12 protein-coding genes are annotated in these 15,663 nt (G+C 69.2%); 7 read left to right on the top strand and 5 right to left on the bottom strand.

The window, feature by feature from the left end; translation table 11 throughout:
• Positions 1–32: 32 nt before the first annotated feature.
• Positions 33–623 (bottom strand): hypothetical protein, encoded by a 591-nt coding sequence (locus tag NLI01S_RS20360; RefSeq protein WP_067607007.1) that lies wholly within the window; start codon positions 621–623, stop codon positions 33–35.
• Between the two features lie 368 nt (positions 624–991).
• On the opposite strand from NLI01S_RS20360, the gene NLI01S_RS20355 reads away from it, so the two are divergent.
• Both NLI01S_RS20355 and NLI01S_RS20350 read left to right on the top strand, forming a co-directional pair.
• On the top strand, positions 992–1,660 hold the full coding sequence (locus NLI01S_RS20355; RefSeq protein WP_014911258.1) for a response regulator transcription factor: 669 nt from the start codon (positions 992–994) through the stop codon (positions 1,658–1,660).
• 64 nt (positions 1,661–1,724) lie between these two features.
• A complete protein-coding gene (locus NLI01S_RS20350) occupies positions 1,725–3,011 on the top strand; it encodes a sensor histidine kinase (protein WP_067607005.1) in 1,287 nt (428 codons plus the stop codon).
• Positions 3,012–3,019: 8 nt separating this feature from the next.
• On the opposite strand, the gene NLI01S_RS20345 is transcribed toward NLI01S_RS20350, so the two are convergent.
• From NLI01S_RS20345 to wecB, 3 genes are all read right to left on the bottom strand, one after another.
• Positions 3,020–5,209, bottom strand: coding sequence for a glycosyltransferase (locus NLI01S_RS20345; protein WP_067607003.1), 2,190 nt, complete (start codon positions 5,207–5,209; stop codon positions 3,020–3,022).
• A gap of 70 nt (positions 5,210–5,279) precedes the next feature.
• Positions 5,280–7,037 carry a hypothetical protein gene (locus NLI01S_RS20340; protein WP_067607001.1) on the bottom strand — a complete coding sequence of 586 codons (1,758 nt, stop codon included), beginning with the start codon at positions 7,035–7,037 and terminating at the stop codon, positions 5,280–5,282.
• A 180-nt stretch (positions 7,038–7,217) separates the two neighbouring features.
• Positions 7,218–8,327 (bottom strand): non-hydrolyzing UDP-N-acetylglucosamine 2-epimerase, encoded by a 1,110-nt coding sequence (gene wecB, locus NLI01S_RS20335; RefSeq protein ID WP_067606999.1) that lies wholly within the window; start codon positions 8,325–8,327, stop codon positions 7,218–7,220.
• Positions 8,328–8,558: 231 nt separating this feature from the next.
• On the opposite strand from wecB, the gene NLI01S_RS20330 reads away from it, so the two are divergent.
• From NLI01S_RS20330 to NLI01S_RS20310, 5 genes are all read left to right on the top strand, one after another.
• The gene (locus NLI01S_RS20330; protein WP_223809314.1) at positions 8,559–10,265 is read left to right on the top strand and encodes a glycosyltransferase family 4 protein; all 1,707 of its coding nucleotides are present in this window, start codon (positions 8,559–8,561) and stop codon (positions 10,263–10,265) included.
• A gap of 102 nt (positions 10,266–10,367) precedes the next feature.
• Positions 10,368–11,741, top strand: coding sequence for a nucleotide sugar dehydrogenase (locus tag NLI01S_RS20325; protein WP_067606995.1), 1,374 nt, complete (start codon positions 10,368–10,370; stop codon positions 11,739–11,741).
• Positions 11,742–11,974: 233 nt separating this feature from the next.
• Positions 11,975–13,213: a glycosyltransferase gene (locus tag NLI01S_RS20320; RefSeq protein WP_190318538.1), complete on the top strand. Its 1,239-nt coding sequence runs from the start codon at positions 11,975–11,977 to the stop codon at positions 13,211–13,213.
• Between the two features lie 111 nt (positions 13,214–13,324).
• Positions 13,325–13,930, top strand: a complete 606-nt coding sequence (locus tag NLI01S_RS20315; RefSeq protein WP_067606991.1) for a malonic semialdehyde reductase — start codon at positions 13,325–13,327, stop codon at positions 13,928–13,930.
• 392 nt (positions 13,931–14,322) lie between these two features.
• Positions 14,323–14,670 (top strand): hypothetical protein, encoded by a 348-nt coding sequence (locus NLI01S_RS20310; RefSeq protein ID WP_067606986.1) that lies wholly within the window; start codon positions 14,323–14,325, stop codon positions 14,668–14,670.
• Between the two features lie 61 nt (positions 14,671–14,731).
• Here the strand turns inward: NLI01S_RS20310 and NLI01S_RS20305 are convergent, their stop codons facing one another.
• Complete coding sequence (locus tag NLI01S_RS20305; RefSeq protein WP_190318537.1) at positions 14,732–15,562, bottom strand: glycosyltransferase family 2 protein; 831 nt, start codon at positions 15,560–15,562, stop codon at positions 14,732–14,734.
• Between the last annotated feature and the right edge of the window lie 101 nt (positions 15,563–15,663).

Below are 15,663 nucleotides of genomic sequence, written 5' to 3'. Positions count from 1 at the left end.
GGAACGCGTTCCGGACGGGCCGCACCTCGTCCTCAGCAGCCGACGATGTCCTCGACGTCGTCGGTCATCGCACCGCGATCGGACTCCTCCATGCCGCCGCGCTCGAACCAGATGAGCACGATGTGGCAGGCGCTTCGGAAGTCCACCGCCATGTCGGCGCCCTCCGCGTCCTCTGTTTCCTCCTGGTCGAGCAGACCCAGGACGACGGTGGTGGCGACGAGGGAGTTCTCGTAGGAGATGACCCGGACGAGGTTGGTCTCCACCGCCATGGTGCAGACGAAGAGGTCGTCCTCCTCGGAGGCGCACAGCTCGTCGCTGACGTCCAGCCCGTCGGTGAGGTCGTCGTGCTCTTCCCGCAGTTCCGTCACCACCTCCTCGGCCGTCATGTCCCAGCGCGCGGCGTCCGCGCCATCGGAGGGTTCTTCCGTCGGCGCATCGGTGGGGTCCGGAGTGGGGATCGGTTCATGGGTGGGTGTGGCCGAGGGTTCCGGGGCGCTCTCCACGGCGGTCGGGGCGGACTCGGGTACCTCGTCGGCGGCGACCCGATCCGTGAGCGCGCCCGCGATCGCGAGCGTGCCGCCCAGGGTCGAGGCACCGGCCAGGATCGCGATGACGGTGAGCACCGCGAGCAGTCCACCTCCGTAGTGCCCCTGCGACCCCCGTGGAGGCGGTGGTCCTTGTGGAGGCGGTGGCCCCCGCCACGACCCTTGAGGACGGAATTGCCCTGAGTAGGGAAAGTTCTCCCCGCCTTGGGGGGAATCGGGGTGGGGGTTCACTGCCGGACTCCTCTGCGTTCTTGAAAGCATGAAGGGGGCACTTCGCATCCTCCGGGACAATCTTCCCAGTTCCATCAAGAACGTGCAAAGAAAAGGCCAGTGATGGCCACTTGCACCCATTTGACCGTTATGTGATTAGCGCATTTTCAACCAACCTTGGGGCATCCGGCGCGCATAATAGGGAAATGCGCCACCCGGGTCCTAACATCGACACCATGACCTGCGTTTTGCTGGCCGAAGACGATGTCTCGATCTCCGAGCCTCTCGCCCGCGCACTTCGCCGCGAGGGCTATACGGTGGACGTGACCGTCAACGGCGTCGAGACACTCGACCGCGCCCGTGCCGGAGACATCGACCTCATGGTCCTGGATCTCGGTCTGCCCGAAATGGACGGCCTAGAGGTGGCACGTCGGCTCCGCGCCGAAGGCCACGGAACGCCCATCCTGATCCTGACCGCCCGAGCCGACGAAGTCGACACCGTCGTCGGTCTCGACGCCGGGGCGGACGACTACGTCACCAAGCCCTTCCGACTCGCCGAACTCCTCGCACGCGTGCGTGCCCTACTGCGCCGTGGTGGCGCCGAGGTGCCCGTCGTGCACGGAGTCCGCATCGACAACGACTCCCGCCGTGCCTGGCTCGGCGACCGGGAGCTCCAACTCACCACCAAGGAGTTCGACCTGCTTCGCGTCCTGGTCCGTGATGCCGGCAAGGTGGTGACCAGGGAACAGATAATGCGTGAGGTGTGGGACACGAACTGGTGGGGGTCGACCAAGACCCTCGACATGCACATATCGTGGCTGCGCCGCAAACTCGGCGACGACGCCAACCAACCGTCCTACATCACGACCGTCAGGGGCGTCGGCTTCCGATTCGAACGAGACTGACGGGGTCTTGGGCTCGACACGCTCCTCGGTCGCCCTCTCCAGGGTCGGACGGACGTGAGGTGACATGCGCAGACGGATGGTCTTCTCCACCCTGGTGGTGACCGTCATCGCGGTCATGCTGCTCGGACTGCCCCTGAGTGCCCTCACCTTCAAGCTGGTGCACGACGAGAGCGCCCGACAGCTCGAAGGCGAGGCGGAGCTGATCGGCTTCGAGATCGACGCCATGATCGAACGCGACGGCGAGGTCGATCTCGCCGAGTTCGACCAGGAGCACCCGGACCGCTACATCCGGATCACCGACGACAGCGGCGATACCGTCCTGACCGCGGGCAACCCGGAGCTCGACCCGACGTCCGTCGACTCGCCGGGGCTGGTCCGAGCGGCGGCGACCACCGAACGCGGCACCACCGTCGAGGTGTGGTCCGGTGCGGAGGCCCTCCAGGAGAGCGTGATCCGGGCCTGGCTCGGGATCGCCTCGCTATCCCTGCTGGCCATCGGGGTCGCGGTGGGGTTGTCCATGTTCCAGGCTCGCAGACTCACGTTGCCCCTGGTCGACCTGGCGGCCACCGCCGAACGACTCGGCTCGGGGGTCACCACCCCGTGGGGGCACCGCTACGGCATCCCCGAGGCGGACCGTGTCGCCGAGGTGCTGGACCGCAGCGCCGAACGCATCGCGGGCCTCATCGCCACCGAACGCCACTTCGCGACCGACGCCTCCCACCAGCTGCGCACGCCGTTGACGGCCCTCACCATGCGGTTGGAGGAGATCATCGCCGAGGCGGACGACCCGGGCGTGGTCCGGGAGGAGGGCGAGGCGGCCCTGGCCCAGGCCGAACGGCTCACCGAGACCGTCGAGAGCCTGCTCGGTCGGGCCCGGAAGAGCCAGAATCCGGAGGTCGAGGCGGTCGCGCTCGACCCGGTCCTCGACCGTCTCCAGGCCGAGTGGTCACCGGTGTTCCAACAGGAGAACCGCAGGCTCCTGGTGACCGGTGTCTCCGGGCTGACGGGCATGACCGTCCCCACCGACTTCGCACAGATCCTCGCGACCCTGGTGGAGAACGCCTACAAACACGGCGCGGGGACGGTGACCATCCGCCGCCTCGACACCGGGCAGTCCGTCCGGGTGGAGGTCAGCGACGAGGGTGAGGGCGTCCCCGAGCACCTGGCCGGGCGCGTCTTCGAACGCGAGGTCAGCGGAGGCGGCGGCACCGGTCTGGGGCTGGCCCTGGCCCGGCACATAGCCGAGTCCGAGGGCGCCCGCGTCGAACTGGTGCAGACCCGGCCGACCACCTTCGCGCTGTTCCTGCCCTCCGGCGCCGGGGGCCTGTCGAAGATGACCGGCCCCGTCTAGACAGTCCCTCAGCCGCTCGCCACGGCGACGTCGGAGGATGTGGGTTCGGGTACCCGGCCGCTGACGACCAGATCGCTCCACAAGGAACGCACCCGCTCCAGGCCGTACACCGAGGTGATCTCGGACCGGGCCCGTTCGCTCTCCTCGGTGAACCCGCCCCGGGAGACGGTGCCGTGGATGGCCTCGGCCATCGCGACCGCGTCGTCGTGGATCCAGCGCGGGTCGTAGATGGTGTCCGAGCCCGGCCACGGCAGCAGGGCGGGGATCCCCCCGGAGGCCGCGCACTCGGCGGGCGCCAAGTGGAACGACTCGTCGTCGCTGGTGGAGAGCACGAACCCGATCCGGCGCAGCCAGGTGGCCACGTCCGGGCCGAACCCGTCGAAGATCACGCCACTGGCGAGCCGTTCGTCGCGCTGAATCCTCCGGTACACCTTCTCGAAGTAGGCGCGCTCCTCCGGCCGGTTCCAGATCCACCAGTAGTCCCACGGCTGCTTGGTCTTGACCGACAACGTGTAGCGGGGATCCATGCGACGCAGCTCCGACAGCACGTCCAGACCACGGTCCAGGCGTTTACGGGAGGGTGCGATGCCGATCATCCCCAGCGAGTACTCGGCACCGGCCAGCTTGGGCCGGTCGAGTTGCTGATCGTCCACCCAGTTGGGCAGGACCACCACCTTGTCGTGGGGCCACCCGGTGATCTCACGGGTCAGGTCGGCGTAGTGGGGACTGACGCACACCACCGCGTCCACCTTGGACACGTCCAGGCGGCGCGGCCACTCCGCGTACAGCTCGAAGCGGTGCAGGCGGACGATGAGGCGCTGGTCGGGGCGCTTCCACTTGGCGTAGAACAGGGCGTTGGGTCCGCACCACTCGCAGATGACCACGTCCGCCCAGGACGCGAGTTCCCGGGACCGGTACTGGTCGTGGGTGCTCAGCCCCTCCCACTCGTCGATGCGCACGTCCAGCCCCGGGAGGGAGTCCAGGTATTCGGCGAGGCGGGTGAAGAACTTGAGGTCGTGCCCGGCGATGACCACCTTGAGCGGTCGTTCGGGGTCGGTGCCCTCCGGGGCCGCCGGCAGCGCCTCGGCCAGGTAGCCGCGCAGACGCTCGGAGGCCCGTTCCAGGGCGTGGTCGGCCGCCGCCGAACGGCAGCGCTCGGCGGCCAGGGCGTACACGGCCCGGTCGTGGTAGGCGCGGGCGATGACCGTGGCCACCGACCCGGAGTCCTCGCCGGCGAAGAGCGGGTAGTCGACACCGAGCAACGCCTCGTGCATGGGCGTGCGGTTGAGGACCACCGGCAGGCCGAGCGCCCCCAGTTCCAGGACCTTGGTGGACAGCTCCAGGCTGGCGTCCATGTCGGGGTCGCGCCAGGACAGGCCGAAGTCGCACTCGGCGGACTGACGCAACGCGTCGGCACGGGACATACCACCGCGCCAGTCGACGTTCGGGGTGCTCTCCAGGGCCTTGCGCATGCGTTTGGCCCAGTCGGCGGGTTCGGCGTGGATCTTGTCGCCGATCATCACCAGTTCGGCGTCCACCCCCATCCGGTTGAGCTCCTCGGGCAGACCGGTCATCTCCAGGGTGTTCCAGCGCGGGGCGAACTTGCCGGTGTAGGCGAGTCGGGCGCGGGCGTGCACCTGCCCGTCCGCGGCGACGTCCTGTGGCACGACGACGACGGGTGGGAAGAGCACCGAGCGTCCGCACGCGGCGGGCACCGTCGACTCCAGGAATGCGCGCAGTTCCTCGGTCTGACAGAGCACGAACCGGGAGGCCAGCGCGATCTCGGTGAGCTCTGTGGTGGCGGTGGCGGTGAGCTCGTCGACACTGTGCGGGAAGTCGGTGAGGTAGGTCCACAGGCGTCCGTTCAAAGACTCCTCCTGGGCGGCCAGCCCCGCCAGGCGACGCCCGCGTACGACCACCAGGTCGAAGGCCCTGCGCCCGTGCATGCGCCCCATGAGCTCCACGGCCTGCTCCGGGGTGAGCCCGCGGGGACCCAGGTCGGAGAGCATGCGGTCCTCATAGGGACGGACCAGCTTGATCCCGTCGGCCTCCTGTAGGGGCGCGGTGAGCCGATCGGTGCGCACCGGCGCCTTCAACAGCACGGTGACCTCACAGCCTGCGGCGGCCAGGGCCTGGGCCATCGACTGCGCCCAGATCGCCGAACCGTCGATGATGTTCAGGTCCACGTCGCCGTACAAGAGTGCGCGCGGAGGAGCTGTGCTCACGTTCTTCCCTTCGGATGCTGATGTGGCCGGCGTTGCGCGGGTGTCACCCGAGGGCGCCGGTGGAGGTGTCGGCGTGGGTCGGGTCCTCGCCACCGCTGTCGGTCCCGGTGCCGTGGTCGGGCCCCAGGGCCAGGAGTCGGCCGCCACGCCGGTTCCACTCCCGAGGCTCCCAGGCTCGCCGCAGCAGCTCGGTACGTGCCAGTTCGGGATCGATGCCGGTGACGTAAACGTATTGTCCGACCCCGGTGGCACGGTCGAAGAACCCGCGTTCACCGGTTCCGGTGGCCGTGGGGTCGGTCTCCTTCGCGGTCTCGCGGGGGGTCCCGACCGCGTCGGCGCCGGAGCATTCCGCGGCGCAGGCGAGGTCGACCAGACGGTGGCGTCCGGTCGGCCCGGTCCACATGAACGCCCAAGGCGCGGTGGCCCGTTCGGCCAGGTCCGCCCACTGTCGGGGTGTGAGCCCGCCGGGGGCGACGTCGTTGTCTTCACGGGTGAGCTCGGCCGGGGTGTCGGGGGCGCGAAAACGCACCGTGCGCACGGTGACGCCCTCCGAGCGCAGGCGGCGTAGGCCGGGCAGTCGGGCGGCGGTGTCGGGGACCACGACCTCGGCCGGACGCAGGCGGGAGGAGAGCAGGTCCTCGGCGAACCGGTCGGCCTGTTCCTCTCCATCCGGGTCGGCGAGGACGGCCACGCCGCGCCCACTGAGCGGAAGCTCGACGCCCGGAACGGCGGTCGTCGGTTCCAGTCCTTCCAAGAGGGCGGAAAGACGGACCGGGGTGGCGTCATCGAGGAACACCTGGCGGAGCATGGTGCGGACCTCGCGTTGGGTGGGGCCCAACGCGCGCAGTCGTGGCACGCTGACGGTGAGGTCCTCGCCACCCGGTACGGGTACGGCCGGGTGGGCGACCACCCGGGTGCCGCAGGCCCAGGCCCGGCGGCGCAGTCCGGCCTCGCCGGGGGTGTTCTCCGGGATGACGGCGACGTTGGCGGCGCGGAGCGCGTCCGCCAGGTCGGGCGAGTCCACGTCGACCACGCCCACCCCGAGTTCGAGCAGCACGTCGGGCACCGGGGTGTCGACCCCGGTTCGGACGTAGACGGCCTCCGGACCGAGGGCGAGTTCGGCGGCGATCGGGTTGAACAGGTGCAGGGGTACCCCGGCGTCGCCCTTGTGGACGCGGTCGAATCCGAGTCGGCGCAGGGCCGGCGGCGCTGGCGCGTCGTCGAGCAGGACCGTGGGGATCCCGCGGGAGGCCGCGGACTCCATGACCCAGTGCAGGGCACGGGTGCGGTCCACCACGGCGGGGTCGCCCACGTGCGCCCAGGGCGACCCGGGGGCCGCGGCCGAGGCCGAAACCAGGAGCAGGTCCACGTCCACGGCGTCCATGACGATCTGGGCGTCGTGCGGGCGCAGGGCGACCGAACGCAGGTAGGGGTCGATCGCGGTCTGCACGGCGGGGCCCACGACGGTGGCGGCGACCAGTTGGTCGGCGGTACCACCGCTCAGGCCGGTGAGGAGCCGGGCCTCTTGGCGGTCGGCGTCGAAGGAGCGGACGGGTTCGGTCCGGCGGCGTTGGGCGTGGTTGGTGTTACCGCTGTGCCGCCAGAGCCGGTAGAGGTCTCGGGGCAGCCGTACCAGGGAGCGTCCCGGACGCTTGGCCGCTGCGGTGAGCGCACGACCCACCTGTAGCGAGGTCGATCCCTCCAGGGCCGCGAGGCGGACCTGCGCCTCCTGGAGCTGGGCCTCGCGCTCGGCCAGGGCTTGCCGAAGCTGTTCGGTCTGGCTCTGTTCACGCCGTTTCACGGTCTGCCACCTTGTACTCGGGTCTGGCGGTTCCACGGTCCCCCGTGCCTGTGGCGTCCGGGGTCGGCGGGTGTGCGGTCCGACGTGTGCCGGGACGGGTGCGAAGACCCAGGGTCAGCCGGGTGGCCGGTCCCCTGGGACGCCGGGCGGCGCCTCGGCGTGGCGGGCTCGTCGGTGTCGTCACCTCGACCACCTGGTGAGGACGGAGGCGATGCGTTCACCGGAACGACCATCCCACAACGGCGGAGCGTCACCGAGTCGTTCGTCCATTCGTCCGTCGAGGACCTTGTCGAGGGTGGTGACCAGGTCGGACTCGGTGACGAGCTGGTTGGTCCCGTGCGTGATGGTGACCGGGCGTTCGGTGTTGGGGCGCAGGGTCAGGCAGGGCACACCGAGGATCGTGGTCTCCTCCTGGACCCCGCCGGAGTCGGTGACGACGGCGGCGGCGCCGCGGGTGAGCGCGACGAAGTCGAGGTAGCCGAGCGGTTCGAGCAGACGCACGCGCGGGTGGTCGCCCAGACCCGCCCGGTCGAAGGCCGCCTTGCCGCGCGGGTGCACGGGCATGACGACGTCGGCGAGCTCGGCGATCTCGTGCAGTCGCGCGGTGAGACGGGCGACGTTGTCGGGGTCGTCCACGTTGGCGGGCCGGTGCAGGGTGGCCGCCACGTAGCGCTCGGGAAGGTCGAGGCGGGCGCGCAGGGCCTGGGCGTCGAACCGGTCGAGGTTGCCCAAGAGGGTGTCGATCATCGGGTTGCCGACGAGGTGGACCCGGCCCGGGGACACACCTTCTGCGGCGAGGTGACCGATGGCCTCGGGGCTGGTCGCGAAGCACAGGTCGCTGATCTGGTCGGTGACCCGGCGGTTGATCTCCTCGGGCATCGTGTTGTCGAAGGAACGCAGACCCGCTTCGACGTGCGCGACCGGGACGCCGAGCTTGGCGGCGACCAACGCGGCGGCGACGGTGGAGTTGACGTCGCCGTAGACCACCACCATTCCGGGGGCGTTCTCGGTGAACTCACGTTCCAGACCGACCATGAGGGCGGCGGTCTGGGCGGCGTGCGTCCCCGAACCGACACCGAGGTCGACGTCGGGGGTGGGCAGGCCGAGGTCACGAAAGAAGACCGCGGACATGCGGTCGTCATAGTGCTGACCGGTGTGCACGACCCGCTGGTGGGCGCCCCGGTCACGCAGGGCGGAGACCACGGGCGCGGCCTTGACGAAGTTGGGGCGCGCGCCGACCACGTGTGCGATCGCGGTGTCCGGACTACCTGGGGGGGCGCTCGTTGCCACTGGTGCTTCCTTCGGTTCTCGCGTTGATGGAATGGGGGGTTCGTCCCCCCGACATCGGGTGTGTGCGGGATGTTCGGTCGGATCGACGGACTTCCTTGTCCGGCCCGTCCCGAGCGCGACGCCGTGGTGTCACCACTTGGTCACGTCCACGTGGTTGTGTGACTGACCGTGCAAGACATCCGGACTCCCGAACCCCGACCGCCGCGTCCACGTACCTTGTGGCCGCGTGCGGTGACCTTCACCGCCACCTTGGCCTGGCGTCACCTGCGGGACGAACCCGCCCGGCTGCCGTTGTTGGCCGCCAGACTGATGCCCGGTCCGCTGCGCGGATCGGCGCGTGCCTTGGCCAGGCGTTCCGGCACCCTCCCGCACGCCTACGCCCTGTGGGACCAGGGCCGGCGCGAGGAGGCACGTGAGGTGCTGCTGACCGCGTCCCGGCGCGCGTCCCCCGCCGGGGTGGGTCGCCTGGTGTCGGCGGCCCTGGCCGCCGGAGACGCGAATACCGCTCGTGAGCTGGTCGAACTGATCCCGCCGGGTCGGCATCGCAGCGCCGCCGAGTACCGGACGGCCCTGGCCACGGGACGCGCTGTTCCCGAGTCGTTGTCCGTTTCCCCTGACCGTCACGGGTTCACGTTAACCCGCGGTGCGCCAACGCGGCCTGACGACACGGTGAACGCTCGGCGACCGACGGCGACGGACTCGGTACCGCGTGTTCTGCACCTGGTCACCAACGCGCTTCCGCACACCAACGCCGGCTACACCCAGCGCACGCACCGCATCGCGGTCGCCCAGCGTGAGGCCGGCATGGACGTGCACGTGGTCTCCCGCGCCGGGTACCCGCTCACCAAGGGGGTGGCGGACCCGCGCACGCTCGTGGAGGTCGACGGCGTCTCCTACCATCGGCTTCTGCCGTGGCGGGCCCCCGTCGACCATGACCAGGAATTCCAGGTCGGGTTGCGGATGGGTTCCGAGTTGGTGGAGACGTTGCGGCCGGACGTGCTGCACGCGGCGAGCAACCACCACAACGCCCGACTGGCCCTGGCACTGGGGCGCAGATACGACCTGCCCGTGGTCTACGAGGTGCGGGGCTTCCTGGAGGAGTCCTGGCTGTCACGGGACCCCTCCCGAAGTGTGGACGACGCCTTCTACCGGGCGGAACGCGCCGCGGAGACCCAGTGCATGCTCGCCGCCGACCTGGTCGTGACGCTCGGGGAGGCGATGCGCGCCGACATCGAGGCCCGGGGGGTGCCCCGTGAACGTCTGTTGGTCGTGCCCAACGCCGTGGACGTCTCGTTCCTGGAACCGCTGCCCTCGGGCGAGGAGGTCCGCAAGGACCTGGGCATCGGGCAGGAGGAGTTCGTGGTGGGCACCACCACCAGCTGCTTCGGCTACGAGGGACTGGACGTGCTGTTGGACGCGGTCTCCCAGCTGCGTGAACGCGGGGAACCGGTCCACGCCCTGATCGTCGGCGACGGGCCGGAACTGCCCGCGCTGCGGGCACGGGCCGAACGGTCCGGTCTGAGCGGAGCGGCGCACTTCACAGGACGCGTCCCCGCCGACCGGGTACGTCACCATCACGCGGCACTGGACGTGTTCGTAGTGCCCCGTCGTGATGAACGGGTGTGCCGTCTGGTGACGCCGTTGAAACCCGTGGAGGCCATGGCCGGCGGACTCCCTGTCGTTGCCAGTGATCTTCCTGCTCTTAGGGAGATTGTGGAACCAGGAGTGACAGGAGAGTTAATTCCGGCAGGCGATTCGGCACGTCTAGCTGATGTGGTCGCCAATCTCGCTTACAGTCGGCGAAAGCGGAACTCCTACGGTCGAGCAGGTCAGAAGCGTGTCGGAGTCGACCGCACATGGACCCAAGCCGTATACCGCTACAACCAGGCGTATCGGGTTCTCATTGAGGAAATGTCCGAACCAGGCCAGAACCCGTGATCGTGGACAACGCGTGCCTACACTCAGACGTCCTGCACTCTGAAATGGCGGTCCTCGAACATTTGCGCCCGTTCACGAAATGAATGCGAGTGTGACCACAAAGTGGATGCCGCAGCCTCCAACCCGGCCAATGTCCCCGAGCAGAGCACCGGATCGGTCGATCTCGTCGTCCTCGGTCTCGGCTACGTCGGTCTGCCCCTGGCAGCCGCAGCCGCGTCCGCCGGCGTGAGGGTCACCGGACTCGACGTCAACGCCCAGGTTGTCGACGGCCTCAACCAGGGCGACTCACACATCGACGACCTGACGCCGGACGACGTCCGCGCCATGCTGGACCAGGGGTTCAGCGCGACCACCGACCCGGCGTGCTTGGCGACGGCGCGCACCATCGTCATCTGTGTCCCCACTCCGCTGTCCCCCGAGGGCGGCCCCGACCTGGGTGCGGTCACCGCCGCCGCCAAGGCCATCGCCGACCGGCTCTCACCCGGGACCGTGGTGATCTTGGAGTCCACCACCTACCCGGGCACGACCGACGAGGTCGTCCGTCCGTTCCTGGAGGAGTCCGGTCTGGTGGCCGGCGCCGACTTCCACCTGGCCTTCTCCCCCGAGCGCATCGACCCGGGCAACCCGACCTTCGGCGTGACCAACACGCCCAAGGTCGTCGGCGGACTCACCGAGGAGTGCGGGGAGGCGGCCGCGGAGTTCTACGGTCGGTTCGTGCACCAGGTGGTCCGGGCCCGCGGCACCCGTGAGGCCGAGATGGCCAAGCTGCTGGAGAACACCTACCGGCACGTCAACATCGCCCTGGTCAACGAGATGGCCATCTTCTGCCAGGAGTTGGGCGTGGACCTGTGGGACTCCATCGCCGCCGCGGCGACCAAGCCGTTCGGCTTCCAGGCGTTCTACCCCGGTCCGGGCGTGGGCGGTCACTGCATCCCCATCGACCCGAACTACCTCTCCTACAAGGTCAAGACCCTCGGCTACCCGTTCCGGTTCGTCGAGCTGGCCCAGGAGATCAACAGCCGCATGCCGGCCTACGTCATGCAGCGCGCCCAGGAGTTGCTGAACGACTCCGGGCTGGCGCTGTCCCGTTCCAAGGTTCTGCTCCTCGGGGTGACGTACAAAGCCGACATCGCGGACCAGCGCGAATCGCCGGCCCGTCCGGTGGCGCGCAAGCTCGCCGCCAAGGGCGCTACTTTGACCTACCACGACCCGCATGTGGAGTCCTGGCAGGTGGACGGGGTGGACATCCCCCGTTCCACCGACCTGGAACAGGCCATGGCCGACGCGGATCTGACCATCCTGCTCACCGACCACAGCGACTACCGCTCCAAGCTCTTGGAGGAGTACGCGCGCCTGCTGCTCGACACTCGCGGAGTGTTGCGCCGGTCGGAGGCCGACGAGCCCACGACCATCGAATCCGAGGTTCCGGTGCAGGCTCGCCGCAAAGTACAACGGGAGGGCCTCCAGGTCCTGTGACCGGCCCGGCCACCCAGGCACGCCGAACGAACGCCCCACGGCGTTCGACGGCGTGCCTTCGTGCGTTCACCGACGACCGACCGAAGGTTCACCGGGCGCACGCCGGGTGTCCATCCGACCGTCCTCGGCGTGTTTCTCCAGGTGAATACCGTGTCGTACAGCGGTTCCCGCCCGGTAACGGCGGATCATCGCTGTAGTTCGGAGCCAACCGGTGACACACGTAGGTGATCTTCATGCACGCACTCGTGGCGACGATTGTGCACCACCCCGAGGACGCCCGGATCCTGCACCGCCAGATCCGGGCACTCGTCGAGGCGGGGCACACCGTCACCTACGTCGCCCCCTTCCGGGAGTGCGGGGTGACGCCGTGGGACCAGGTCCGCTCGGTGGACGTGCCGCGCGCCCAGGGGCGCGACCGCCTGTCCTCCCTGAGGGCCGCCCGAGCCGCCCTGACCAGATCGGCGCCCGAGGCCGATCTTCTGCTCTTCCACGACCCCGAACTCCTACTCGCGCTGCCCCCGAGGTCGAAGCGACCACCGGTCACGGTGTGGGACGTGCACGAGGACACCCCTGCGGCGCTGCTCACCAAGCCGTGGGTGCCAAGGCCGCTGCGTCGTCCGCTCGGTCGGGTCGTGCGCGGCTTCGAACGTGGCGCCGAACGGCGACTGCGCCTACTCCTGGCCGAGGAGGGCTACCGGTCCCGGTTCCGCGGCGACCACCCGGTCGTTCCGAACACCACGGACGTACCGGACACCCCGCTCCGACCGGCCGGTGACGACCGCGTCGTCTACTTGGGACACGTCTCCATGGCGCGGGGCGCCCGCGAGATGGTTCGCATGGGACGGCGGTTGCGCGACCACGGGGTGCGCCTGGAAGTGATCGGCAACGCCGACGCCGAGGTCCGTCCCCTGCTGCGCGAGGCCCACCAGGAGGACGCCCTGCACTGGTACGGGTTCGTGCCCAATGATCGGGCTCTGCGGATGGCGGCCGGTGCCCTGGCCGGGATCAGCCTGCTGCACGACACCGACAACTACCGACACTCGCTGCCGACCAAGGTCGTGGAGTACATGGCCCATGGCCTACCGGTGGTGACCAGCCCGAACCCGATGGCCGAGGCCCTGGTCAGTCGGCGTCCAGAGGGACGCTCCGGGCTCGTCGTCCCGTTCAACGACGGCGACGCCGCCGCCCGGGCCGTACTGGAGCTGCGCGACAACGAGGAACTGCGCGGGGACCTGGCGAGCACCGGCCACCGGATCGCGCGGACCTCCTACCACTGGCCGGTCCAGGCACGAGTGTTCGTCAAGCAGCTGGAGGAGTGGGTGGCCCAGGTCGGCGGCACGGTACGCCCTCGACAGAGCCCGGAGGCTCCGCCGGCGCCACTCCCCGACCTGCCCTCACCGCCAAGGGTCCCGGTCGTCCCGGGCAAGGTGCCGCCACCACGGAACCGACCGCGCAGCGCGCTAAGTGAATGAGCTCACAAATCATATAACCTAGAAATATCTTCCCAGTCAATGAGGTTGTGCCTCGTGTCCGCCACCGGCGGGCTTCTCTTGCCCCGAAGACGCACAGCCGAGGTTTCGACTATGACTGACACGCTGGTCCTCGATAAGAACGCACAGGACCTGCTGTTCCACAGTGCCCGCACCGCCAACAGCTTCACCGACGAACCGGTGACCGACGAGCAGCTGCGCGCGATCTACGACCTGGTCAAGTTCGGCCCCACGGCGATGAACAACCAGCCCCTACGCGTCACCGCGGTGCGTTCCCCCGAGGCTCGTGAGCGCCTGGTCCGGCACATGGGCGGCAACAACGCCCCCAAGACCGCGACCGCTCCGCTGACGCTGATCCTGTCCGCCGACAGCGACTTCCACGAGTACTTCCCCACGATCTTCCCGGTCGCCCCGGACGCCCGTGACAACTTCGCCGGCATGCCGGTCGAGGCCCGCGAGTCCATGGCCCTGCAGAACGCGTTCCTACAGGTCGCCTACCTGATCGTCGGTGTTCGCGCCGCCGGCCTGGCCGCCGGCCCCATGACCGGCTTCGACGCCGAGGGCGTCCACAAGGAGTTCTTCGGCGAGGACTCGAGCCAGAAGCCGATCGTCGTCATGAACATCGGCAAGCCCGGCCCGGACGCCTGGTTCGACCGCCTGCCGCGCCTGGAGTACGAGCAGACCGTCACCGAGATCTGATCCCGGAGACCAGGCAGGGGGCGGGTGCCGCACGGCGCCCGCCCCCTGCCGTTTCCGGTGGAGAAATCCGCGAACCTCCCCCACCCTGTTTCCTGGCGCCGTACGCTCTGACCTACGCTTGGCTTCGAACCAAGCGTCATATTCGTACATACCGGGTAGCTGGGACACCGCATGGTTCGACCACGCCACCCCGACAAGGATCTGGAACCGGTGCTCAAGGGCGCAGAGGACAGAGGATGGCGTGTCGAACGCAGGAAAAAGTACTACGAGATGTACTGCCCCTGCGCGAAGAGGCACTTCAAGACCGTTAAGCTCTCGCCTTCGGGGGCGAACTACCTCAAAGATCTCCTCGGGCAATTGCGACGAGTCAGGTGCTGGGAGGAACAGGAACGGTGATCACGCACCACTTGGCGGTCGACCTGGCGTTCGAGAGCAGGAACGGCGTCACCACCGATGACGACTTCGACACCTTCACCGACCGTTTCATCGACGAGCTCGACAACCTACAGGAATGCGACCCGGGCATCATCGATCCCGACGTGGTCGGTAGCCTGACACAACGAAGCCTCAGCGTAACGATGGGGGTTCGCGCGCACAGTCTGGAGGACGCCATCCGATTGTTCTCCGTGAACGTCCGTGCGGCGCTCCACGCGGCCGAGTGCGGAACTCCGACCTGGCCACACTTCGTACCGACGACTCAGAGCCCTGAGGTCCGCCCGGTGGACGCCGCTATCGGCTGACGAACCCACCGCACAGACCACAAAGGGGGCGGGTGCCGCACGGCGCCCGCCCCCTTCCTCTTCAGATGATCGGTGGGCGGCCCGCGCGGGTCATCCGCCAGGCGGTCGCCCAGCTGATCGGGGTTCGGGGGCCGGCGTCCTCACGCCAACCCTCGCGGAAACCACCGAACCACGCGCTGAGCGCGCTCTTGTCACGTTCCCGGAGCAGTGTCAGGCCCACCCAGGTGCCAAGGTAGGCGAACGCCAACGGCCAGGGAAGGTTACGGCGGGCCAGCCACACCCGGTTACGGGCGTTGAGCCGGTAGAAGTTCTCGTGCCGGGTCGGCGTCACCGCGGGGTGGTACATCACGGCGTCGGCGTCGTACTCGATGCCGTACCCGGCGTCCATGATCCGCCAGGCCAGGTCGGTCTCCTCGTGGGCGTAGAAGAAGTCGCCCGGCAGACCGCCTCCCTTCTCGAAGGCCGTGCGGCGGATGGCGCACGCGCCACCCAGGAACGTGGTGACCACACTGGACTTGCGGGAGTCACCGACCCGCAGTCGTGGCACGTGCCGGCGCTGGTCGGGGCCACCGTCGGGGTCGGCGATCCGAAACGACAGGGCGCCCAGGGACGGCTCGGAGCCGAACCGGTCGCGCACGTGCTCGGCCAGGTCCATCGACCGGTACCAGCCGTCGTCGTCCAAGAACAGGATGACGTCGCCCGTGGTGGCCTTCACACCGTGGTTACGCCCCTCGGGGATGCCCACGTTCTCCGGTAGGTTCACCGTGACCACGCCCTCGGGCAGGTCGGGCAGTTCGGCGCCGTTGCTCACGACGACGACCTCGACGTCGGCACCCTCCTGCTCGAACACGCTGGTGATGGCCCGGCGCAGTTCGGCGGGACGTGTGCCCATGGTCAATAGGACACAGGAAAGGGTGGGTCGACCGGGCACCTGGGAACCGCTCCGTTCCTGCGCTCGGGCTTTCCGCGCCCCGGGCAGGCCCGGGCCGGCGG

This window comes from Nocardiopsis listeri NBRC 13360, from assembly GCF_001570765.1.
In the GTDB taxonomy this organism is placed as follows: domain Bacteria; phylum Actinomycetota; class Actinomycetes; order Streptosporangiales; family Streptosporangiaceae; genus Nocardiopsis; species Nocardiopsis listeri.
Note: the sequence above shows the minus strand (reverse complement) of the source record. Positions and strands in the feature narration are given on the sequence as shown.

Bases quoted from the DNA above. Each gene is read 5' to 3' on its own strand.
- NLI01S_RS20355 (WP_014911258.1), top strand. From the start codon at position 992: ATGACCTGCGTTTTGCTGGCCGAAGACGATGTCTCGATCTCCGAGCCT.
- NLI01S_RS20350 (WP_067607005.1), top strand. From the start codon at position 1,725: ATGCGCAGACGGATGGTCTTCTCCACCCTGGTGGTGACCGTCATCGCG.
- NLI01S_RS20320 (WP_190318538.1), top strand. From the start codon at position 11,975: ATGCACGCACTCGTGGCGACGATTGTGCACCACCCCGAGGACGCCCGG.
- NLI01S_RS20315 (WP_067606991.1), top strand. From the start codon at position 13,325: ATGACTGACACGCTGGTCCTCGATAAGAACGCACAGGACCTGCTGTTC.
- NLI01S_RS20305 (WP_190318537.1), bottom strand. From the start codon at position 15,562: ATGGGCACACGTCCCGCCGAACTGCGCCGGGCCATCACCAGCGTGTTC.